This is a genomic window from Pseudomonas sp. W2I6 (genome assembly GCF_030815935.1).
GTDB lineage: Bacteria > Pseudomonadota > Gammaproteobacteria > Pseudomonadales > Pseudomonadaceae > Aquipseudomonas.
Genome location: NZ_JAUSXJ010000001.1, coordinates 796,702 through 815,657 on the forward strand (window position 1 = coordinate 796,702; position 18,956 = coordinate 815,657).

An 18,956-nucleotide genomic window follows, 5' to 3' on the forward strand; every position below is an offset into this window, starting at 1 on the left:
CACGGTCGTGCCCATGCTAAATCGCTTCGCACCCCTCGTGCCTCTCGCACTCGTTACCCTGTTGTTTGGTTGCGCCACCCACACTCAAAACGTGGCTGAGCAGCAAAAACCAGTACAGCAGTCCCAGGCAAAATTCGTTGCGTCGCAGTCTTCCACTGTTTATCAGGAAGAGATCGCAACTGAAAAAGAACTCGCCGACTTCGCCGGCGCCAAGCCTTACCAGCTTCCAGTTCTGGCCGACAGCATTCTCGAACGCGGCATGTCCCTGATCGGTACCCGTTACCGTTTCGGCGGTACCTCTGAAGCCGGTTTCGACTGCAGCGGTTTCATCGGCTACCTGTTCCGCGAGGAAGCCGGCATGAACCTCCCGCGTTCCACCCGCGAAATGATCAACGTGGATGCACCGTTGGTCGCGCGGAACAACCTCAAGCCCGGTGATCTGCTTTTCTTTAGTACGGCTGGCCGTGGTCGTGTCAGCCACGCCGGTATCTACCTGGGCGACAACCAGTTTATCCACTCCAGCAGCCGCCGCAGCGGTGGTGTGCGAGTCGACAACCTGGGTGACAGCTACTGGAGCAAAACCTTCATCGAAGCCAAGCGCGCCCTGGCGATGGCCCCGACTACCGTTACCGCCAGCAAGTAAAGTTAAAGTGATACTTGAAGTTTGACGTGTAAGCGCTAGAATCCCTGGACATTGTTGTAAATTGATCGCGCGAGCTTTGCTTGCGCGTTCTGTTTTTCAACGTTCGGCAGCGAAAGCCGCATCCAGATCAGGATTGTTCTGCCCATGTCGACCTCGGCCCGCCTAATTCTTCTCGTTTGCGCCGCGCTGCTCAGCGCCTGCGCAAGCCGTCCACCGCCTGCTCCCGTGGCCGTCAAGCCCAAGCCGGTGTTCAACACCTATGCCACCCAAAGTTTCTCGCCTGCGGCCGAAGACGTGCTTTTTCGTGCGCTGGGCCTGGTCGGCACGCCTTATCGTTGGGGCGGCAACACGCCGGACTCGGGGTTTGATTGCAGTGGCTTGATCGGTTTCGTCTACCGTGACGCGGCGGGCATCTCCTTGCCACGTACCACCCGCGAGCTGATCGTGATGCGCGCCCAGGACGTGAGCGAAAACAACCTGCAGACCGGTGACCTGATCTTCTTCGCCACGGGTGGCGGCTCGCAGGTCAGCCACGCCGGGATCTACGTGGGAGAAGGGCGCTTTGTGCATGCGCCGCAGACCGGCGGTACGGTGAAGCTGGACACGCTGTCCAAAGCCTATTGGCAAAACGCCTACCTGAGCGCCAAGCGTGTGTTGCCAGCCGAGCACCTGGCACGAAACCCCTAGGAAAACACGAAACCAAATGTGGGCGCGGGCTTGCTCGCGAATGCGGTGGATCAGTCGACAACAAGCTGACTGACACACTGCATTCGCGAGCAAGCCCGCTCCCACATTTGTTTTGGGGTGTTTGCGAAGCTGGCTATTTAGCCGCCGACACTCGCCACACCTTGTTCCCCACGTCATCCGCCACCAGCAAATCCCCCTGCTTGTCGATCACCACGCCGACCGGGCGGCCCATGGCTTTCTCATCGCTATTGAGGAACCCGGTCAGCACATCCACCGGCTGGCCTTTGGGTTTGCCGCCTTCAAACGGCACGAAGATCACCTTGTAGCCACTGTGTGGCTTGCGGTTCCACGAACCATGCTGGCCGATAAACGCGCCATTGCTGAATTGCGCCGGTAGCTTGCTGCCCTCGGCAAAGGTCAGTCCCAGGGAGGCTGTGTGCGGGCCTACCGCGTAGTCCGGGGCAATCGCCTTGGCTACCAGTTCCGGGTTCTGCGGACTCACCCGCACATCCACGTGCTGCCCGTAGTAACTGAAGGGCCAGCCATAGAACGCGCCATCCTTGACCGAGGTGATGTAGTCCGGCACCAGGTCGCTGCCGATTTCATCGCGCTCATTGACCGCCGTCCACAGCTTGCCGCTTTGCGGTTCCCAAGCCATGCCGTTGGGGTTGCGCAGGCCAGAGGCGAAGATACGGTGCTGGCCGGTAGCACGGTCCACTTCCCAGATCGCCGCGCGGCCTTGTTCGGCTTCCAGGCCGTTTTCCGCGACGTTGCTGTTGGAGCCCACGCTGACGTACAACTTGCTGCCGTCCTGGCTCGCGACCACGTTCTTGGTCCAGTGATGGTTGATGCTGCCGCCCGGCAAGTCGGTCACCGTGGTGCCGGCTTCCTTGATCGAGGTTTCGCCTGGCTGATAGGGGAAGCGCAGCAGCTTGTCCGAATCGGCCACATACAGGTCGTTGCCCACCAGTGTCATGCCGAACGGCGAGTTCAGGTTCTCCAGGAACACCGTGCGGGTTTCGGCTATGCCGTCGTGGTCGGCGTCCCGCAGCAGGGTGATGCGGTTGGGGCTCGGCACGGCGGCCCCGGCGCGGCCCATGACTTTCTCCATCACCCAGCCACGAATACCCTTGGAATCGTCCGGCTTGGGTGGCGCATTGGTTTCTGCCACCAGCACATCGCCATTGGGCAGCACATACAGCCAGCGCGGATGGTCCAGGCCTTCGGCAAACGCCGCTACTTGAGTGCCTGCCGCCGCCGTTGGCTTGGTGCCTTCGGGCCAGCCGATGGCCGGGGCGATATTCACCGTGGGGATCAGGGTTTTATTCGGTTCCGGCAGTTTGGGCGAGGGCCCGGTGCCGTCGGACACTTGCAGGGTAGAGCTTTCGCCGCAGGCGGCGAGGGTGCCGGCGAGCATGATCAGTAGGGCAAGTCGGGTCTTGTGCATGGTTTTCTCCTTAATACCTGTAGCGGTAGAGGCACACAGCGGCCCGATGGTTCACGCGCATGTCCGGCTTTAATTGACGCTCCACCCCCAACCCACTAACCTTCGCGGCTTGTTTCAGGTGCTCTGTGGCGTACGCGCCGACTGAGTGAAACAGGGAAGCCGGTGAGTGAGCGCATTTTTCTACAGTGCTGCCACGATCCCGGCGCTGCCCCCGCAACGGTAAATGAGTCAAGACGGTGCCTTAAGCCACTGTATCGCCCGCGATATGGGAAGGCGCACCTTCGGCATCCAATGCCACTCATGAGCCCGGAGACCGGCCTGATCCATCCAACAGCATCACGGTGGGCGATGCTTGGCTGTCTGTATGTGTCTTTTTCCTGCCCGCCGTTTTTGTCCAGCCCCAACGGAGAGCTGCCATGACTGAATCCCCCGATCGTGACGAACGCCACCTGGCGCGCATGCTGCGCAAAAAAGCCGTGATTGACGAGCGCATTGCCAATTCACCGAACGAGTGCGGGTTGCTGCTGGTGCTTACCGGCAATGGCAAAGGCAAGAGCAGCTCGGCCTTTGGCATGCTCGCCCGGGCCATGGGCCACGGCATGCAGTGTGGCGTGGTGCAGTTCATCAAGGGCCGCAACAGCACTGGCGAAGAACTGTTCTTCCGCCGTTTCCCCGAGCAGGTGCGCTTCCACGTGATGGGCGAAGGTTTTACCTGGGAAACCCAGGACCGCGCCCGCGACATCGTGGCCGCCGAAGCCGCCTGGGCGGTCTCTCGGGAAATGCTGCAGAACCCGGCCATCGGCCTGGTGGTGCTGGATGAACTGAACATCGCCCTCAAGCACGGCTACCTCGACCTGGACCAGGTACTCAGCGACCTGCAGGCCCGCCCGCCGATGCAACACGTGCTGGTCACCGGCCGTGGCGCGAAACCCGAATTGATCGAAATGGCCGACACCGTAACTGAAATGGGCATGCTCAAGCATGCGTTCCAGGCGGGTATCAAGGCGCAGAAAGGCATCGAACTTTGAATCAGCCCCGTCACTGTCCTGCTGTGCTGATCGCCGCACCGGCGTCCGGCCAGGGCAAAACCACCGTCACCGCCGCGCTCGCCCGTTTGCACCGCAACCTGGGGCGCAAGGTGCGAGTGTTCAAATGCGGCCCGGACTTTCTCGACCCGATGATCCACGAGCGCGCCAGTGGTGCGCCGGTCTATCAATTGGACATGTGGATGGTCGGCGAGCAGGAAAGTCGCCGATTGCTGTGGGAAGCGGCGGGGGAAGCCGACCTGATCCTGATCGAAGGCGTGATGGGCCTGTTCGACGGCACGCCGTCCAGCGCCGACCTGGCGCGGCATTTTGGCGTGCCGGTACTGGCGGTCATCGATGGCACGGCCATGGCCCAGACGTTCGGTGCCCTGGCATTGGGCTTGGCGCGTTACCAGGCGGACCTGCCGTTTGCCGGCGTGCTGGCCAACCGCGTCGGCACGCTGCGCCATGCGCAACTGCTTGAAGGCAGCCTGACCGAAGGCCTGCGTTGGTACGGCGCACTGTCCCGGGAAACCGGGATCGAATTGCCCAGCCGCCACCTTGGCCTGGTGCAGGCCAGCGAATTGAACGACCTCGACCTGCGCCTCGACGCCGCCGCCCAGGCCCTGGGCAGCAGCTGTGAGGTAGCGCTGCCACCGCCGGTGGAATTCGCTGCGCCCGAGGTAATCGAGGCCCAACCGTTGCTGGCCGGCGTGCGCATCGCCGTGGCCCGCGACGAAGCCTTCGCGTTTACCTACGGCGCCAGCCTCGACCTGTTGCGAGCGATGGGCGCCGAGCTGCGCTTCTTCTCGCCGATTCGTGACCGCGCATTGCCCGAAGCTGACAGCCTCTACCTGCCCGGCGGTTATCCGGAATTGCATCACCAGGCGCTGTCGGAAAATACCGCGATGCTCGACGCCATCCGCGCCCACCACGCTGCTGGCAAGCCACTGCTGGCCGAATGCGGCGGCATGCTCTATCTGCTGGACTCACTCACCGATGTCGACGGCACCCGTGCCGAACTGGTCGGCCTGCTCCAGGGCGACGCCGTGATGCAAAAGCGTCTGGCGGCACTGGCCCTGCAAAACGTCGAACTGCCCGAAGGCCTCTTGCGCGGTCACACCTACCATCACTCGCTGACCAGCACCGAGTGGCAGCCGATTGCCCGGGGCCTGAGCCCGAATGGCGGGCGCGGTGCCGAGGCGGTTTATCGTCAGGGCCGGATGACGGCGTCCTACGTGCACTTTTACTTCCCGTCCAACCCGATGGCGGTGGCTGCCTTGTTTGCGCCAAGCCTTGAGACCGCCATCGCAGGCAAGCCAGCTCCCACACTTGACCGAGTTGAAACGCAATCCAATGTGGGAGCGGGCTTGCTCGCGAAGAGGCCATGACTGACAACGCCTTTCCGGAAGCCGACCGCGAAGCCGTCTACCGCGCTATTGCCGAACGCCGCGACATGCGGCACTTCAGCGGTGGCAGCGTGGCGTCGCAATTGCTCCATCGCCTGCTGCAAGCCGCGCACCAGGCGCCGAGCGTCGGCTTGATGCAGCCCTGGCGTTTTATCCGCATCAGCGACCGCAACCTGCGCGGCCAGATCCAGCAGCTAGTGGAAGAAGAACGCGTACGCACCGCCGAGGCTCTCGGCGAGCGCTCCGACCAGTTCATGAAGCTCAAGGTCGAAGGCATCAACGACTGCGCCGAAGTACTGGTGGCTGCCTTGATGGACGACCGCGAGCGGCATATCTTCGGGCGCCGCACCTTGCCGGAAATGGACATGGCATCGTTGTCCTGTGCGATTCAGAATCTATGGCTGGCGGCTCGTGTCGAAGGGCTGGGCATGGGCTGGGTCTCGCTGTTCGAGCCCCAGGCCCTGGCCGATCTGCTGGGCCTGCCGCCTGGTGCCAAGCCGTTGGCCGTGTTGTGCCTGGGCCCGGTGGCCGAGTTCTACCCGGCACCGATGTTGCAGCTCGAAGGCTGGACCGAACCACGGCCGCTGAGTGACATGTTGTACGAGAATGTTTGGGGAGTGAGTCAATGAGTGTGGCCTTGCTGAGTGTCGCTGCCGTGGCGCTGGATGCGCTGCTGGGCGAGCCCAGGCGCTGGCATCCGCTGGTGGCGTTCGGTAATTTTGCCGGGCGTATCGAGCAGCGTTTCAACTCCGGCGGCCGTGGCTGGCGCAGCCATGGCGTTACCGCATGGGTGATTGCGGTGGTGCCGCTGACCCTGTTGGCCACGGCCCTCTCGTGGGCGCCTTACATCGGTTGGGTCCTGGAAATCCCCGCGCTGTATTGCGCCCTCGGCATGCGCAGCCTCGGCGAACACGTGCTGCCGGTGGCGCAAGCGTTACGCAGTGATGATCTGGACGAGGCCCGCAAGCGTGTCAGCTATCTGGTGAGCCGCCAGACCAGCGAGCTGGATCGCACTGAAGTTGCCCGTGCAGCCACCGAATCGGTGCTGGAAAACGGCAGCGACGCGGTATTTGCCGCCTTGTTCTGGTTTGTGGTCGCTGGCGTGCCCGGCGTGGTGCTCTATCGCCTGAGCAACACCCTGGATGCCATGTGGGGCTATCGCAATGAACGCTTTGAGCGTTTCGGCTGGGCCGCAGCAAAGATCGATGACGTGCTCAACTACATTCCGGCGCGCCTGGTGGCGTTGACCTATGCGCTGCTGGGCAAAACCCGCCTGGCTCTCAAATGCTGGCGCACCCAGGGCCCGACCTGGGACAGCCCCAACGCCGGCCCGGTGATGGCTGCGGGTGCCGGTGCCCTTGGCGTGGAGTTGGGCGGTGCAGCGATTTATCACGGTGAGCTGCACCAGCGCCCGCCACTGGGCGAAGGCCCGCCGGCGGATGCGGATTCCATCGAGCGTGGCTGGCAACTGGTGCAACGCGGCGTGTGGCTGTGGTTGCTGATCCTGTGTGTGGGGGCTGAGTTTTATGCTTGAGCACGGTGGCCGCTTGCGCAAGGCGGCGATGCAGTACGGCATTCCAGAAGCAGACTGGCTGGACCTGTCCAGCGGCCTGGCGCCGTGGCCGTTCCCGATTCCGGAAATCCCGCTGCGGGCCTGGGCACGCCTGCCTGAAAACGATGACGGCCTGGAGCAGGCTGCCTGTGAATATTACGGCACGCCCCATGTATTGCCGGTGGCCGGCTCCCAGGCCGCGATCCAGTTATTGCCGCGCCTGCGCCGGGCCGGCAAGGTCGGTGTGCTGTCGCCGTGTTACGCCGAACACGCAGAAGCCTGGCGTCGCGCCGGCTACATCGTGCGCGAAGTGCTGGAGCAGGAAGTTGACTTCTTCCTCGACAGCCTTGACGTGCTGGTGGTGGTCAACCCCAACAACCCCACCGGCCTGAGCCTGACGCCGCAACGCCTGCTGGACTGGCATGCTCGCCTGGCCCAACGCGGCGGCTGGCTGGTGGTGGATGAAGCCTTCATGGACATCACCCCGCAACTGAGCCTGGCGGGCCAGGCCCATCAAGTCGGCCTGATCGTGCTGCGCTCGTTCGGCAAATTCTTCGGCCTGGCCGGAGTGCGGCTGGGGTTCGTGCTGGCCGAGCGCAAGCTGCTCAAGCTGCTCGCCGAACAGGTGGGGCCGTGGGCCGTCAGCGGGCCGACGCGGGTGCTTGGGCAAGTATGCCTGCGCTATACGGCCGGCCATGCGCAACAGCGGCTGCGTTGCGAGTCGGCCAGCCAGCGCCTGTTTGATGTGCTTGAACGCCACGACTTGCGGCCCCAGGGCGGCTGCGCGTTGTTCCAGTGGATGATCACGGACCGGGCTGAGCAGTTGCATGAATTCATGGCCCAGCGCGGCATTCTGCTGCGCTTGTTTGTCGACAACAGCAGCCTGCGTTTCGGCCTGCCGGATACCGAGGCCGACTGGTTGCGGCTGGAACAGGCACTGAAGGCCTACAAGGAAGCCTCATGAGTACCTTGATGGTGCAGGGCACCACCTCTGACGCCGGCAAAAGCACGCTGGTGACCGCACTCTGCCGCTGGCTGGTGCGCCAGGGCATCCCGGTGGTGCCCTTCAAACCGCAGAACATGGCACTCAACAGCGCCGTGACTCCCGAAGGCGGCGAAATCGGCCGAGCGCAGGCGGTGCAGGCCCAGGCGGCGAACCTGGCGCCCCACACCGACATGAACCCGGTGCTGCTCAAACCCAACAGCGACACGGGCTCCCAAGTGATCATCCACGGGCGCGCCGTGACCACCATGAATGCCGTGGCTTATCACGATTACAAAGCCATCGCGATGCAAGCGGTGCTGGCCTCTCATGCGCGGTTGAGTGCGGCTTACCCGGTGGTGATGGTCGAGGGTGCGGGTTCGCCGGCCGAGATCAATCTGCGGGCGAACGACATTGCCAACATGGGCTTTGCCGAAGCGGTGGACTGCCCGGTGCTGCTGATTGCCGACATCAATCGCGGCGGGGTGTTTGCGCACCTTGTGGGCACTCTGGAATTGTTGTCACCCACCGAACAGGCGCGGGTCAAAGGCTTCATCATCAATCGCTTTCGCGGCGATATCGCGCTATTGCAGCCGGGGCTGGATTGGCTGGAAGCGCGCACGGGCAAGCCGGTGGTGGGGGTGTTGCCGTATGTGATGGATCTGCATCTGGAGGCTGAGGACGGTATCGACCAGCGCCAGATCGACAAGGCGGCGCAAGTGCTCAAGGTGGTGGTGCCGGTATTGCCGCGGATCAGTAATCACACGGATTTTGATCCGTTGCGCTTGCACCCGCAGGTGGATTTGCAGTTTGTGGGGCCGGGGCAGGCGATTCCTGCGGCGGACCTGATTATTTTGCCGGGCTCGAAGAGTGTGCGCAGTGATTTGGCGTATTTGCGGGCCAACGGGTGGGATACGGCGGTGGCGCGGCACCTGCGTTATGGCGGGAAGGTGCTGGGGATTTGTGGTGGGTTGCAGATGCTCGGCGAGCAGGTGCATGACCCGCTGGGGTTGGAAGGGCCTTGTGGTTCTAGCGTTGGGCTGGGGTTGTTGGCGTTCAGTACGACCCTGGAGGAGGAGAAGCAGCTGCGTAACGTGCGGGGGCGGTTGTTGCTGGAGGAGGCCGAGGTGAGTGGGTATGAGATCCACGCGGGTGTAACCAGTGGCGCTGGCTTGGTGCGGGCTGCGGTGCAGTTGGACGATGGGCGCCTGGATGGGGCTCAGAGTGAGGATGGGCAGGTTCTCGGGACCTATCTGCATGGGGTGTTTGAGACGCCGGCTGCGTGTAGTGCGTTGTTGCGGTGGGCGGGGTTGGAGGATGTGCAATCGGTGGATTATCACGGGTTGCGGGAGCGGGATATTGAGCGGTTGGCGGACTTGGTAGAGCGGCACCTGGATACCGGGTTGCTGCGTTCGTTGTGTGGGGTTTGATTTTTGGATCGTGTGAATATCCGTTATTTAGGTAACGGCGACCTATGGTTCCGCTCTTACAGCGGGTCACTTTTGGCAAACGCCCCAAAAGTAACCAAAAGGTCTTTGCCCCACCACTCGGTGCCTCGCTTAGGCTCGGCATGCCCGCACTCCGGCCCGGTTCCGCGGGCCGCCGCGACGGGCCATCCATGGCCCGGCGCGGCTAAATCGGCATCCTTGCCGATTTACCCGCTCCACCGTGCCTGCTTGCGGCCATCGTGGTTGACGGGGCCTGCAGATCAAGATCAAAAGCAGATCAAGATCAAAGGCACGCAGCCTCGCTGGCGCTCGACAGCTGCTACGGGCGGGGTGGCTCTGCTTTTCTGTGGGAGCTGGCTTGCCTGCGATGCAGACAACTCGGTACATCAGGTACTTCCAGTTGATGCTATCGCAGGCAAGCCAGCTCCCACATTTGAACCGAGCCCGCTTTAGCTTTTGATTTGCTCTTCAACACTCAAGCCGGCCGGTAGGCCGCTGTGCTGTTGATCTGCTTTTGATCTTGATCTTAGGCGCCCCGTTAAACCACGCTGGCCGAACGCAGGCTTTGGAGCGTGGGTAACCTGGCAGGACGCCAGGTTAGCCGCGCTGGGCCAAGGATGGCCCATCGCGGCGGCCCACGGTCCAAAGCCGGAGTGAGGGCACACCGAGCCTAGGCGAGGTGCCGAGTGGTGGGGCAAGAGCGTTTTGCTTACTTTTGCGCTGTTCAAAAGTGAGCCGCTGTAAGAGCGGAACCAATAGATGCCGTTACCGAAATAACGGATATACACACCGTCAAAAATAGAGGCACAACCCATGCTCCAGTTGATCCTCGGCGGCGCCCGCTCCGGCAAAAGCCGCCTGGCTGAAAAACTCGCCACCGACAGCGGCCTAAGCGTCACCTACATAGCGACCAGCCAACCCCTGGACGGCGAAATGACCGCACGCGTCGCCCACCACCGCGAACGCCGCCCATCCGAATGGGGCCTGATCGAAGAGCCCGTCGAACTGGCCCGTGTCCTCAAGGAAAACGCCACCCCGAACCATTGCCTGCTGGTCGACTGCCTGACCCTATGGCTCACCAACCTGCTGATGCTCGAAGACCCCGACCGTCTCAAAGAAGAGCGTGAGGCCCTGCTACAAACCCTGGCCACCCTCCCAGGAGAAATCATTTTTGTCAGCAACGAGACCGGAATGGGTGTCGTGCCGCTGGGCGAATTGACTCGCCGCTATGTCGATGAAGCCGGTTGGCTGCATCAAGCCTTGGCCGAACGTTGTCAGCGCGTTGTCCTGACCGTCGCCGGCCTGCCCCTGACTTTGAAAGGTACTGCGTTATGACCGACACCTGGTGGCTCAACCCCTGCAAAACGATCGACACCCAAGCCCACGAACAAGCCCTGGCCCGCCAGCAGCAACTGACCAAGCCCGCCGGCTCCCTCGGCCGGCTGGAAGCCGTGGCCGTCCAACTGGCCGGCCTCCAGGGCCAGGTCAAACCCAGCGTCGACCACCTGTGGATCGCGATCTTCGCCGGCGACCACGGCGTCGTCGCCGAAGGTGTCTCCGCCTTCCCCCAGGAAGTCACCGGCCAGATGCTTCACAACTTCGTCACCGGTGGCGCCGCCATCAGCGTGCTTGCGCGCCAACTCGACGCCAAGCTGGAAGTGGTCGACCTCGGCACCATCACCCCGACGTTGAACCTACCGGGCGTCCGCCACCTGAATATCGGTCTCGGTACCGCCAACTTCGTCAACGGCCCGGCAATGACCGAAGCCCAGGGCCAACTGGCCCTGCAAGCCGGCCGCGACAGCGTGCACCGCGCTATCACCAGCGGTGCGCAACTGTTTATCGGTGGCGAAATGGGCATCGGCAACACCACCGCCGCCAGTGCCCTGGCCTGCGCGCTGCTGGATTGCCAGGTCAGCGACCTGACCGGCCCCGGCACCGGGCTGAACACCCAGGGCGTGAGCCACAAGGTCGCCGTCGTCGAGCGCGCCCTTGCACTGCACGCGGGCGATCGCGACGACGCACTGAAAACCCTGTTCAACCTCGGCGGCTTTGAAATTGCCGCGCTGGTCGGCGCCTACCTGGCCTGCGCTCAAGAAGGGGTCGTGGTGCTGGTGGACGGTTTTATCTGCACCGTCGCCGCCTTGGTCGCCACGCGCCTGAACCCCGGCTGCCGTGAATGGCTGCTGTTCGGCCACCGCGGTGCCGAGCCCGGCCATCGTCACGTGCTGCAAAGCCTCAATGCCGAACCACTGCTGGAACTCGGCCTGCGCCTGGGCGAAGGCAGTGGCGCCGCGCTGGCCGTGCCGTTGCTGCGCCTGGCCTGCGCACTGCACGGGCAAATGGCGACCTTCGCCGAAGCGGCCGTGGCGGATCGCCCGGCATGACCTTGCACCTGGACCTGCTGCGCCACGGCGAAACCGAACTGGGCGGCGGCTTGCGCGGCAGCCTGGACGATGCGCTCACGGCCAAGGGCTGGGAGCAGATGCGTGGGGCGGTGGTGGAGCAGGGCCCATGGGAGCGTCTGGTCAGTTCGCCGCTGCAACGTTGTGCGCGGTTTGCCGAGGAGTTGGGCACGCGCCTGAACCTGCCGGTGACCCTCGAAAAGGATCTGCAGGAACTGCACTTCGGCGCCTGGGAAGGGCAGAGCGCCGCTGCCCTGATGGAAACCGACGCCGACGCGCTGGGCCTGTTCTGGGCTGATCCCTACAGTTTCACGCCGCCGCAGGGCGAGCCGGTTTCACAGTTTTCCGCGCGTGTTTTGGGGGCTGTCGGCCGCTTGTATCAAGCTTATGCCGGCCAGCGAGTGCTGCTGATCAGCCATGGTGGAGTCATGCGTTTGCTGCTGGCCCAGGCGCGTGGCCTGCCGCGTGAGCAACTGTTGAATGTCGAAGTCGGCCATGGTGGCCTGTTCAGCCTGCAGGTCGAGGCGGATGGCGTATTAAGGGAAGGACGCTGAGCATGTTGCCGTTCTGGATCGCCTTGCAGTTTCTCAGCAGCCTGCCGATTCGCTTGCCGGGCATGCCGCAACCCCAGGAACTGGGGCGTTCGTTGCTGTTTTATCCGCTGGTGGGACTGCTGTTCGGGCTACTGCTGTGGGGCTTGAACGCCGTGTTGATGGGCGCGCCATTGCTGCTGCACGCCGCGCTGCTGTTGACCGCGTGGGTGTTGCTCAGTGGCGGCCTGCACCTGGACGGCCTGGCCGACAGCGCCGACGCCTGGCTCGGTGGCTTCGGTGACCGCGAGCGCACCCTGACCATCATGAAAGACCCGCGCAGCGGCCCGATCGCGGTGGTCACCCTGGGCTTGGTGTTGCTGCTCAAATTCACCGCGCTGGTGGCATTGATCGAGCAGCACAACGGAGCCGCGCTGATCCTCGCACCGTTGATTGGCCGCGCTTCGATGCTGGCGCTGTTTCTCACCACGCGTTATGTGCGCGCCGGTGGTCTGGGGCAGGCCCTGGCGGATCATTTGCCACGGATCGTCGGCCAACAGGTGCTGATCCTCAGCGGCCTGGCGTGTATCTTGATCGGCGGTTTCAGTGGCGGGATTGCCGTGCTGGTGGCTGCCCTTTGTTTTATCGGCTTGCGCCAATTGATGGTCAATCGCCTCGGCGGCACCACCGGCGACACCGCCGGCGCGCTGTTGGAGCTGCTGGAAGTGGCGGTGTTGATCAGTCTGGTGCTGTAACACTTTCTTGCATTTCATTAATCCCGGGTATATACACGCTCCATGCTTGCCTCCCAATGTTTATGCACAAACCTGCGTCGCGCCGCTCGTGGCGTCAGCAGGCATTACGACGGCGCTCTCGACGGCTTCGGGATCAACGTTGCCCAGTATTCTTTGCTGTGTAATCTGCAGCGCCTCGATCAACCGAGCATTTCCAGCCTGGCCGACGCCATGGGCCTGGATCGCAGCACACTGGGGCGCAACCTGCGGGTGCTGGAAGGCGAGGGCCTGGTGCAGTTGGTGGAGGGCGATGACTTGCGCAACCGCCTGGTCTTGCTGACCGAGGCGGGTATCGAACGGCTCGCCGCCGCATTGCCGGCCTGGGAAGCGGCGCAGCAGAAATTGATTGATAAGTTGGGCGCCGAAAAGCGCGAAACCCTGTTGGCCTTGCTGGATGAACTCGCTTGACGCGAGTTTGTTCGATGATAAGCGGGTATATACCCGCGAACGGAGAATAAGAAATGACCTCGATGTGGCGCACCAGCGGCTGGATTCTTGTGGGGAGTGCGCTGATCCTCGCGTTGTCCCTCGGCGTGCGACATGGCTTCGGCCTGTTCCTGGCGCCCATGAGTGCCGAATTCGGCTGGGGCCGTGAAACCTTTGCCTTTGCCATCGCCCTGCAAAACCTGATCTGGGGCCTGGCGCAGCCGTTTACCGGCGCCCTGGCCGACCGCTTCGGCGCCGCCAGGGTGGTGATGATCGGTGGTGTGCTTTACGCGCTGGGCCTGGTGTTCATGGGCCTTTCGGATTCAGCGTGGTCGCTGTCCCTGAGTGCCGGGTTGCTGATCGGCATTGGCCTGTCGGGCACCTCGTTCTCGGTGATCCTCGGCGTCGTGGGGCGTGCCGTGGCGCCGGAAAAACGCAGCATGGCCATGGGTATCGCCAGCGCCGCCGGCTCGTTCGGCCAGTTCGCCATGTTGCCGGGCACCCTCGGTTTGATCGGCTGGCTTGGCTGGTCCGCCGCGTTGCTGGTGCTGGGCCTGATGGTGGCGCTGATCGTGCCGTTGGTGACCATGCTCAAGGATCGACCGTTGCCTGCGGTGGCTGGCCAGCAGACCTTGCGCGAAGCCTTGGGTGAGGCCTGCTCCCATTCAGGGTTCTGGCTGCTGGCGTTCGGCTTTTTTGTCTGCGGTTTCCAGGTGGTGTTTATCGGCGTGCACTTGCCGTCGTACCTGGTGGACCAGCACTTGCCGGCCTCGGTGGGGACGACCGTGCTGGCATTGATCGGCCTGTTCAATATCTTTGGCACCTATACCGCCGGATGGCTTGGCGGGCGCATGTCCAAACCCCGTTTGTTGACCGGTTTGTACCTGCTGCGGGCGGTGGTGATTGTGATCTTCCTGTGGGCGCCGGTGACGCAGACCAGCGCCTACCTGTTCGGCATGGCGATGGGCTTCCTGTGGCTGTCCACGGTGCCACTGACCAACGGCACGGTCGCGACCTTGTTTGGTGTCAGAAACCTTTCCATGCTAGGTGGGATCGTGTTCCTGTTCCATCAACTGGGCTCGTTCCTCGGCGGCTGGTTGGGCGGGGTGGTCTATGATCGAACCGGCAGCTACGATTTGATCTGGCAGGTGGCAATCGTCCTGAGCCTGGTGGCAGCGGCGCTGAACTGGCCGGTGCGCGAGCGCCCGGTGGCACGTTTGCAGGCGAAAATGGGGGTGGCATGAATTCGACCTGGCATTGGCTCGGCGCAGCAGGAGCAGGACTCTTGCTGCTGCTGGCGTGGTGGGGCTGGCAACAGGGCGGCCTGGCATTGATGCAGTTGGGCATGGCGATCTGTTAAGTTCTGTGTCTGAGACTTTTCAAGGACACCTCACATGCAGATGCGCTGGTTCGCAGTACCCGCTCTGATGGTGGCTTTTGGCGGTGTCGCCATGGCTGCCGATTGCCCGCCGTTGCTTGAAGGCCAGTTGCCCAAGCTGCGCGCCAAGGAATCCATCGACCTGTGCCAGCGCTTTGCCGGCAAGCCGCTGCTGATCGTCAACACCGCCAGCTTCTGCGGGTTTGCGCCGCAGTTCAAAGGGCTTGAAGCGTTGTACCAGCGCTACAAGGGCCAGGGGCTGGAAGTGATTGGCGTGCCGTCCGATGACTTCAAGCAGGAAGCCAAGACCGGGGAGGAAACTGCCAAGGTTTGTTACGTTAATTACGGCGTGACCTTCACCATGACCGAACCACAGAAGGTCAAGGGCCCGGACGCGGTGCATCTGTTCAAGATGCTGGCGCAGCAGAGCAGTGCGCCGAAGTGGAATTTCTACAAGTACGTGGTGGACCGCCAGGGCAAGGTGATCGCCAACTTCTCCAGCCTGACCAAGCCGGATAGCGCGGACCTGATCAAGGCGGTGGAAGAGGCGCTGGCTTCGAAACCCTGATGGGCACCCACTAAAAAGCCCCGCCTCTTTTGCAAGAGTGCGGGGCTTTTTTATGTCGCTTTACATCAGAACTTGTACGTCACACCCAGGCCGAAACCGTTGGCGCTGTTTTCGTACTTGGCGTTGTAGGACTGGCCCAGTGCGTTAGCGCGTGCAACTTTGACAGGTTCTTCCTTGAGGTAGGAGTAAGCCAGGTCGACGGTCATGTTCGGCATGACGTCGTAGCCCAGGCCGAGACTGAAGATCGTCCGGTCACCGGTAGGGATGCGAGGCGAGCGATCAGTGTTGTTGGTCGGCGACTGGTCGAACGTCAGGCCGGTACGCAGTACCACCTGCTTGGTCACGCGGTACGAAGTACCCAGGGCGTAGGCCCAGGTGTCGTGCCAGTTCTGGTCTTCCTTGATGGTGCCGACAATTTGCGGAGCCAGAGCGCCACTGCCTGCGGCGGCCGATACGCCTTCGTTATTGACGGTGATGTCTTTCAGGCGGCTCCAGCGAGTCCATGTTGCGCCCGCATAGAGTTTCCAGGCGTCGCTCAGGTCTTGAGTAACAGACAGATCCCAGGATTCAGGGGTGTCGATCTTCAACGAAGCGTCGTAACGACCGTTGTTCAAGAGACTGGCGGGAACGTTGGCCCCCTTGGTCACTTCGGTATGGCCTTCGAGCTTGTACTTCACTTTCGAGTGATAGGTCAGACCCACTCGAGTGGTGTCAGTGGCTTGTACCAGCAGGCCGGCATTGAAGCCGAGTGCGGTGTCATCACCCTTGATCTTGACGTTGTTGGAGCCGGTCCCGGCGATTGGCAGGTTGATATCGGACTCAAGCGTACCGGCGATACGGTTGATAGTCGGACCAAAACCAATCGACACCCGGTCGTTGAAGGCATAGCTGACGGTTGGCTGGAAGGTGATGACCTTCACTTCGCTCTTACTGCCGAATGCTTTGCCCTGGAAGCCGCTTTCGTAGTCAGTCACCAGGCCAAAGGGTGCATAGACGCCGAAACCGACAGCCCATTGCTCATTGAGTTTATTGGTGTAGAAACCGAAAGGAACGGCAGTGAAAGGGACCATGTCGCCTTTATTGCTACCGCTGGAGCGACCACTGACATCTTTGATGTTGGTGGAAGCATCAATCGCTGCAACACCACCTGTAACTTGCTGGCCTTCAAGGCGAGCCATACCGGCAGGGTTGCCATAAACAGTGCTTGCGTTTTCGGCAGATGAAGAACGTCCCGCAAAACCGGTACCCATCCCGGCAACGTCTTGTTCGTTGAGGGCGAAGCCGCTCGCGAACACGTGGGAGGATGCCATTGCAACGGCGAGGCTAAGTGTCGTCTTGAGCATTACTTTTTTCATTATTAGAACTCCGTGGTGATCACCGCTGCGGAAAGTAACAATAAATTTATGTTTGCGCTATAGGCTCAAACACAGGAGATAGAGCGGTTTTGTAGGACAATCCGACCAAAATCAACGTTTTTAGCCGAATCTTGCAAATCGCCCGGTCAACAGGCGACGTGATTCATGGGTGAAACACAGGTTTGCCAGGCCTGGGTGAAATCCCGGAGCCGGCCTTGAGGGTGAAATATTTCTTTCCAGATACGTGCCATCGCCAATACGTCGTCGGCCGGTGGCAGGTTTGGGCGGTGTTGTTCCACCAGCAGCCAGGCGATGGCGGTGGCGTAACGCAGGTTGACCGTCAGCTCAAGCTGCGGCCCGCTGAGGAAGGCATGCTGGCTGGCGAGTCCGCGTACCAGGCTGGCGCGCTCGGGGTCCAGCGCCAGGTAGTTATCCCACAGCGCGCGATGACGCGGCTCGGTGATGCTGTAGAGGCCATGGCCGCGGCGGTCGTGCAGGGCTGAACCGAGTGCCGACTGGCTGGCGGCGATGCCCAGCAGCAGGGATTCAGCCGTCTGGTTATGGCGACCCAGGTAAAGCAGGGTGGGCCGGATCACATAACGACACAATTCGCTGGCGGCGATGCCCATAAATGCCTCAATCCATGAAATTAATCGGCGATACCTGAGCGAGGGCTTGGCAGCGGTGAATCGGATCTCAGGTCCGCCGGAAGCGGATCATGCCGCTTGAGTTGAAGTGTAGTGTCATATTTACGATGTAAAGGACTGTTTTTAAAATATTTTCATCATTTAGTTATATCGTTTATATCAATTTAAACTTAGCGCGCCTGAATTTCAGGCAATAAAAAACCCCGGGTTTTAACCGGGGTTTTTGTGTTTCAGCGATTCGGGTCGATCAGGCAACCAGTGCCTGGCGAGTACGATCGATCACGGCCTGCAGCGGTTCTGCGCTGGAGTATTGATCGGGGTACAGGCGTTCGCTGTGACGAGCGATGCCGTGTTCGTTGACCAGGGTAAAGCTGAAGCAGCCTTTGCGAGCGGCCATGATCAGGCAGTTCATTGGTGCAAAAGCGTTGGTGAGGGTGCGAATGGCATCCTGAGTGTGGATTTGAGTGGACATATTATTGGTGTTCCTACAAATGACACGGTTAAGAACCGTGCAACGTTAAAACGTTCCAGTGACGTTGATCACCATTGATCGAACGAAGAACCCGACTGGAACAAAGCAGCCAGTTTGAAGCGCTATTAAGTTGGCGCGCTTGGGCTGGCAGGTAGGTACTTAGGAGGGCAGGCAACACAACAGGGGCAAAGGTTCTGGGCCCGGGGTGAAGATCCTGATCAATTTGCAGGTTGGTTCGGACAGAGTATGGAAACTTCGCGACACCCTTTGCATTGTTCAAAGGCCGTGTCGTCGCAAGTGATACCTGGAAACCATCGAGGTGGTCGATCCCTTTTTGTCGGCGGTGCCGTGAGGGAGTTGTTCGACCAGAATTGACTTTCAGCTTGGTACTAACGCCGCGGATAGTAACGGATTGAAACGATGAAAGGAAGTGTGATAGGCAAAAAACTTTTCGGGTCCTGGGCCTGCGGTAACATTCCTTAGCCGCTGCCTGAGCAAAAAACGCGGTTGATATAACCGGCGAGTGGGTAGTTGTGCACATTGGTGGCGCCCTGTGTAACTGAACTGACATACGCCCCGCAAAGCGCCCGGGTGCCTGCAACTAAAATTTAAGTCAATGAAAAATCGAGCTTTTTTTTATTGGTGAAAAAATCGTCAGTTTGACTGCGGCCCCCGTTCCATGGGCCTTTGCGGGACTTACAGAACGGTTGTCCACTGAGTTATCCACAGCTTCTGTGGATTGTCCCAAGCGCTTGCTCTAGAACGGGCGTGCAGGCTTTTTTCAGCTTTACCTGTACGAAAAAAAGAGTAGAGTGGCGCGCCTTCCGTTCTGTCCCACAGTGCTTTATGAAGTTTCGCTCAGTATCATCTTCTGTTACCGACAGCCCTCAGGTTGTTACCGCACCCAAGCGTTTTTCCCTGAAAGTTGCCTTGTGGTTGCTCGACAGCCCGCGCCTGGGCCACAGCCCCAACGTCAAACATTTTGCAGGGCATTTGCTCAAGCAACCGGCTCGTGCTGGCGTGGTGGTGGCGCAAAGCCGTCTGGGCCAGTTGATGTGCCGCGAGTGCGGCAATGCCCGCGACCGCCGTATCGGCCACGAACTGCTGCGCCAGGCAGCCCGCGCCGGCGACCGCATCGCTCAGCGTGAACTGGGCCAGATCGAAGACTGAGCTGTCCTCAATGCGCTG

Annotated in this window: 20 protein-coding genes and 1 riboswitch; of the genes, 16 read left to right on the forward strand and 4 right to left on the reverse strand. The window is 61.4% G+C overall.

Annotated elements, in window-relative coordinates; genetic code table 11:
* Positions 1 to 13: 13 nt before the first annotated feature.
* Both QF039_RS03850 and QF039_RS03855 read left to right on the forward strand, forming a co-directional pair.
* Positions 14 to 643, forward strand: a complete 630-nt coding sequence (locus QF039_RS03850; RefSeq protein WP_003210748.1) for a C40 family peptidase — start codon at positions 14 to 16, stop codon at positions 641 to 643.
* Between the two features lie 144 nt (positions 644 to 787).
* Entirely contained in the window at positions 788 to 1,330 is a 543-nt protein-coding gene (locus QF039_RS03855; protein WP_003210749.1) for a C40 family peptidase, read from the forward strand.
* Positions 1,331 to 1,463: 133 nt separating this feature from the next.
* Here QF039_RS03855 and QF039_RS03860 read toward each other — a convergent pair whose 3' ends face one another.
* A complete protein-coding gene (locus QF039_RS03860) occupies positions 1,464 to 2,777 on the reverse strand; it encodes a sorbosone dehydrogenase family protein (protein WP_008438196.1) in 1,314 nt (437 codons plus the stop codon).
* A gap of 99 nt (positions 2,778 to 2,876) precedes the next feature.
* A riboswitch (cobalamin riboswitch) is annotated at positions 2,877 to 3,114 on the forward strand.
* Positions 3,115 to 3,193: 79 nt separating this feature from the next.
* On the opposite strand from QF039_RS03860, the gene cobO reads away from it, so the two are divergent.
* The 13 genes from cobO (at position 3,194) to QF039_RS03925 (ending at position 15,294) form a co-directional block, all read left to right on the forward strand.
* Complete coding sequence (cobO, locus tag QF039_RS03865) at positions 3,194 to 3,805, forward strand: cob(I)yrinic acid a,c-diamide adenosyltransferase (RefSeq protein ID WP_003210751.1); 612 nt, start codon at positions 3,194 to 3,196, stop codon at positions 3,803 to 3,805.
* Positions 3,802 to 5,193, forward strand: a complete 1,392-nt coding sequence (locus tag QF039_RS03870; protein ID WP_043225537.1) for a cobyrinate a,c-diamide synthase — start codon at positions 3,802 to 3,804, stop codon at positions 5,191 to 5,193. Before cobO ends, QF039_RS03870 begins: the two co-directional genes overlap by 4 nt.
* The gene (gene bluB, locus QF039_RS03875; RefSeq protein WP_307517025.1) at positions 5,190 to 5,840 is read left to right on the forward strand and encodes a 5,6-dimethylbenzimidazole synthase; all 651 of its coding nucleotides are present in this window, start codon (positions 5,190 to 5,192) and stop codon (positions 5,838 to 5,840) included. Before QF039_RS03870 ends, bluB begins: the two co-directional genes overlap by 4 nt.
* Entirely contained in the window at positions 5,837 to 6,745 is a 909-nt protein-coding gene (gene cbiB / locus QF039_RS03880; protein ID WP_307517027.1) for an adenosylcobinamide-phosphate synthase CbiB, read from the forward strand. The genes bluB and cbiB overlap by 4 nt, the downstream gene beginning before the upstream one ends.
* The gene (gene cobD, locus QF039_RS03885) at positions 6,738 to 7,727 is read left to right on the forward strand and encodes a threonine-phosphate decarboxylase CobD (RefSeq protein WP_307517029.1); all 990 of its coding nucleotides are present in this window, start codon (positions 6,738 to 6,740) and stop codon (positions 7,725 to 7,727) included. Before cbiB ends, cobD begins: the two co-directional genes overlap by 8 nt.
* Positions 7,724 to 9,175, forward strand: coding sequence for a cobyric acid synthase (locus QF039_RS03890; protein ID WP_307517031.1), 1,452 nt, complete (start codon positions 7,724 to 7,726; stop codon positions 9,173 to 9,175). The genes cobD and QF039_RS03890 overlap by 4 nt, the downstream gene beginning before the upstream one ends.
* Positions 9,176 to 10,006: 831 nt before the next feature.
* On the forward strand, positions 10,007 to 10,528 hold the full coding sequence (cobU, locus tag QF039_RS03895) for a bifunctional adenosylcobinamide kinase/adenosylcobinamide-phosphate guanylyltransferase (protein ID WP_177008957.1): 522 nt from the start codon (positions 10,007 to 10,009) through the stop codon (positions 10,526 to 10,528).
* Positions 10,525 to 11,580, forward strand: a complete 1,056-nt coding sequence (gene cobT, locus QF039_RS03900; protein WP_307517034.1) for a nicotinate-nucleotide--dimethylbenzimidazole phosphoribosyltransferase — start codon at positions 10,525 to 10,527, stop codon at positions 11,578 to 11,580. The genes cobU and cobT overlap by 4 nt, the downstream gene beginning before the upstream one ends.
* Positions 11,577 to 12,152: an alpha-ribazole phosphatase family protein gene (gene cobC / locus QF039_RS03905; protein WP_307517036.1), complete on the forward strand. Its 576-nt coding sequence runs from the start codon at positions 11,577 to 11,579 to the stop codon at positions 12,150 to 12,152. Before cobT ends, cobC begins: the two co-directional genes overlap by 4 nt.
* Positions 12,153 to 12,154: 2 nt before the next feature.
* Complete coding sequence (locus QF039_RS03910; protein ID WP_307517038.1) at positions 12,155 to 12,883, forward strand: adenosylcobinamide-GDP ribazoletransferase; 729 nt, start codon at positions 12,155 to 12,157, stop codon at positions 12,881 to 12,883.
* A 42-nt stretch (positions 12,884 to 12,925) separates the two neighbouring features.
* Complete coding sequence (locus QF039_RS03915; RefSeq protein ID WP_003214925.1) at positions 12,926 to 13,330, forward strand: MarR family winged helix-turn-helix transcriptional regulator; 405 nt, start codon at positions 12,926 to 12,928, stop codon at positions 13,328 to 13,330.
* A gap of 62 nt (positions 13,331 to 13,392) precedes the next feature.
* Positions 13,393 to 14,592, forward strand: coding sequence for an MFS transporter (locus QF039_RS03920; protein WP_307522891.1), 1,200 nt, complete (start codon positions 13,393 to 13,395; stop codon positions 14,590 to 14,592).
* Positions 14,593 to 14,742: 150 nt separating this feature from the next.
* Entirely contained in the window at positions 14,743 to 15,294 is a 552-nt protein-coding gene (locus QF039_RS03925) for a glutathione peroxidase (protein WP_177019645.1), read from the forward strand.
* A gap of 65 nt (positions 15,295 to 15,359) precedes the next feature.
* Here the strand turns inward: QF039_RS03925 and QF039_RS03930 are convergent, their stop codons facing one another.
* The 3 genes from QF039_RS03930 to QF039_RS03940 form a co-directional block, all read right to left on the reverse strand.
* Entirely contained in the window at positions 15,360 to 16,649 is a 1,290-nt protein-coding gene (locus QF039_RS03930; protein WP_177008960.1) for an OmpP1/FadL family transporter, read from the reverse strand.
* Between the two features lie 146 nt (positions 16,650 to 16,795).
* Positions 16,796 to 17,278, reverse strand: coding sequence for a hypothetical protein (locus tag QF039_RS03935; RefSeq protein WP_087695206.1), 483 nt, complete (start codon positions 17,276 to 17,278; stop codon positions 16,796 to 16,798).
* A 265-nt stretch (positions 17,279 to 17,543) separates the two neighbouring features.
* Positions 17,544 to 17,768, reverse strand: a complete 225-nt coding sequence (locus tag QF039_RS03940) for a hypothetical protein (protein ID WP_003214941.1) — start codon at positions 17,766 to 17,768, stop codon at positions 17,544 to 17,546.
* An 846-nt stretch (positions 17,769 to 18,614) separates the two neighbouring features.
* Between QF039_RS03940 and QF039_RS03945 the strand changes: the two genes are divergently transcribed.
* Positions 18,615 to 18,938, forward strand: a complete 324-nt coding sequence (locus QF039_RS03945) for a sel1 repeat family protein (RefSeq protein WP_307517040.1) — start codon at positions 18,615 to 18,617, stop codon at positions 18,936 to 18,938.
* The last annotated feature ends 18 nt before the right edge of the window (positions 18,939 to 18,956 follow it).

What these genes read in the sequence shown, in the direction of transcription:
- QF039_RS03860 (WP_008438196.1), bottom strand. Translation starts at nt 2,777, where the DNA reads ATGCACAAGACCCGACTTGCCCTACTGATCATGCTCGCCGGCACCCTC.
- QF039_RS03850 (WP_003210748.1), top strand. Translation starts at nt 14, where the DNA reads ATGCTAAATCGCTTCGCACCCCTCGTGCCTCTCGCACTCGTTACCCTG.
- cbiB (WP_307517027.1), top strand. Translation starts at nt 5,837, where the DNA reads ATGAGTGTGGCCTTGCTGAGTGTCGCTGCCGTGGCGCTGGATGCGCTG.
- QF039_RS03890 (WP_307517031.1), top strand. Translation starts at nt 7,724, where the DNA reads ATGAGTACCTTGATGGTGCAGGGCACCACCTCTGACGCCGGCAAAAGC.
- cobC (WP_307517036.1), top strand. Translation starts at nt 11,577, where the DNA reads ATGACCTTGCACCTGGACCTGCTGCGCCACGGCGAAACCGAACTGGGC.
- QF039_RS03945 (WP_307517040.1), top strand. Translation starts at nt 18,615, where the DNA reads ATGAAGTTTCGCTCAGTATCATCTTCTGTTACCGACAGCCCTCAGGTT.
- QF039_RS03935 (WP_087695206.1), bottom strand. Translation starts at nt 17,278, where the DNA reads ATGGGCATCGCCGCCAGCGAATTGTGTCGTTATGTGATCCGGCCCACC.
- cobO (WP_003210751.1), top strand. Translation starts at nt 3,194, where the DNA reads ATGACTGAATCCCCCGATCGTGACGAACGCCACCTGGCGCGCATGCTG.
- QF039_RS03910 (WP_307517038.1), top strand. Translation starts at nt 12,155, where the DNA reads ATGTTGCCGTTCTGGATCGCCTTGCAGTTTCTCAGCAGCCTGCCGATT.
- QF039_RS03940 (WP_003214941.1), bottom strand. Translation starts at nt 17,768, where the DNA reads ATGTCCACTCAAATCCACACTCAGGATGCCATTCGCACCCTCACCAAC.
- QF039_RS03915 (WP_003214925.1), top strand. Translation starts at nt 12,926, where the DNA reads ATGCTTGCCTCCCAATGTTTATGCACAAACCTGCGTCGCGCCGCTCGT.
- QF039_RS03925 (WP_177019645.1), top strand. Translation starts at nt 14,743, where the DNA reads ATGCAGATGCGCTGGTTCGCAGTACCCGCTCTGATGGTGGCTTTTGGC.
- cobT (WP_307517034.1), top strand. Translation starts at nt 10,525, where the DNA reads ATGACCGACACCTGGTGGCTCAACCCCTGCAAAACGATCGACACCCAA.
- QF039_RS03920 (WP_307522891.1), top strand. Translation starts at nt 13,393, where the DNA reads ATGTGGCGCACCAGCGGCTGGATTCTTGTGGGGAGTGCGCTGATCCTC.
- QF039_RS03855 (WP_003210749.1), top strand. Translation starts at nt 788, where the DNA reads ATGTCGACCTCGGCCCGCCTAATTCTTCTCGTTTGCGCCGCGCTGCTC.
- cobU (WP_177008957.1), top strand. Translation starts at nt 10,007, where the DNA reads ATGCTCCAGTTGATCCTCGGCGGCGCCCGCTCCGGCAAAAGCCGCCTG.
- cobD (WP_307517029.1), top strand. Translation starts at nt 6,738, where the DNA reads ATGCTTGAGCACGGTGGCCGCTTGCGCAAGGCGGCGATGCAGTACGGC.
- QF039_RS03930 (WP_177008960.1), bottom strand. Translation starts at nt 16,649, where the DNA reads ATGAAAAAAGTAATGCTCAAGACGACACTTAGCCTCGCCGTTGCAATG.
- bluB (WP_307517025.1), top strand. Translation starts at nt 5,190, where the DNA reads ATGACTGACAACGCCTTTCCGGAAGCCGACCGCGAAGCCGTCTACCGC.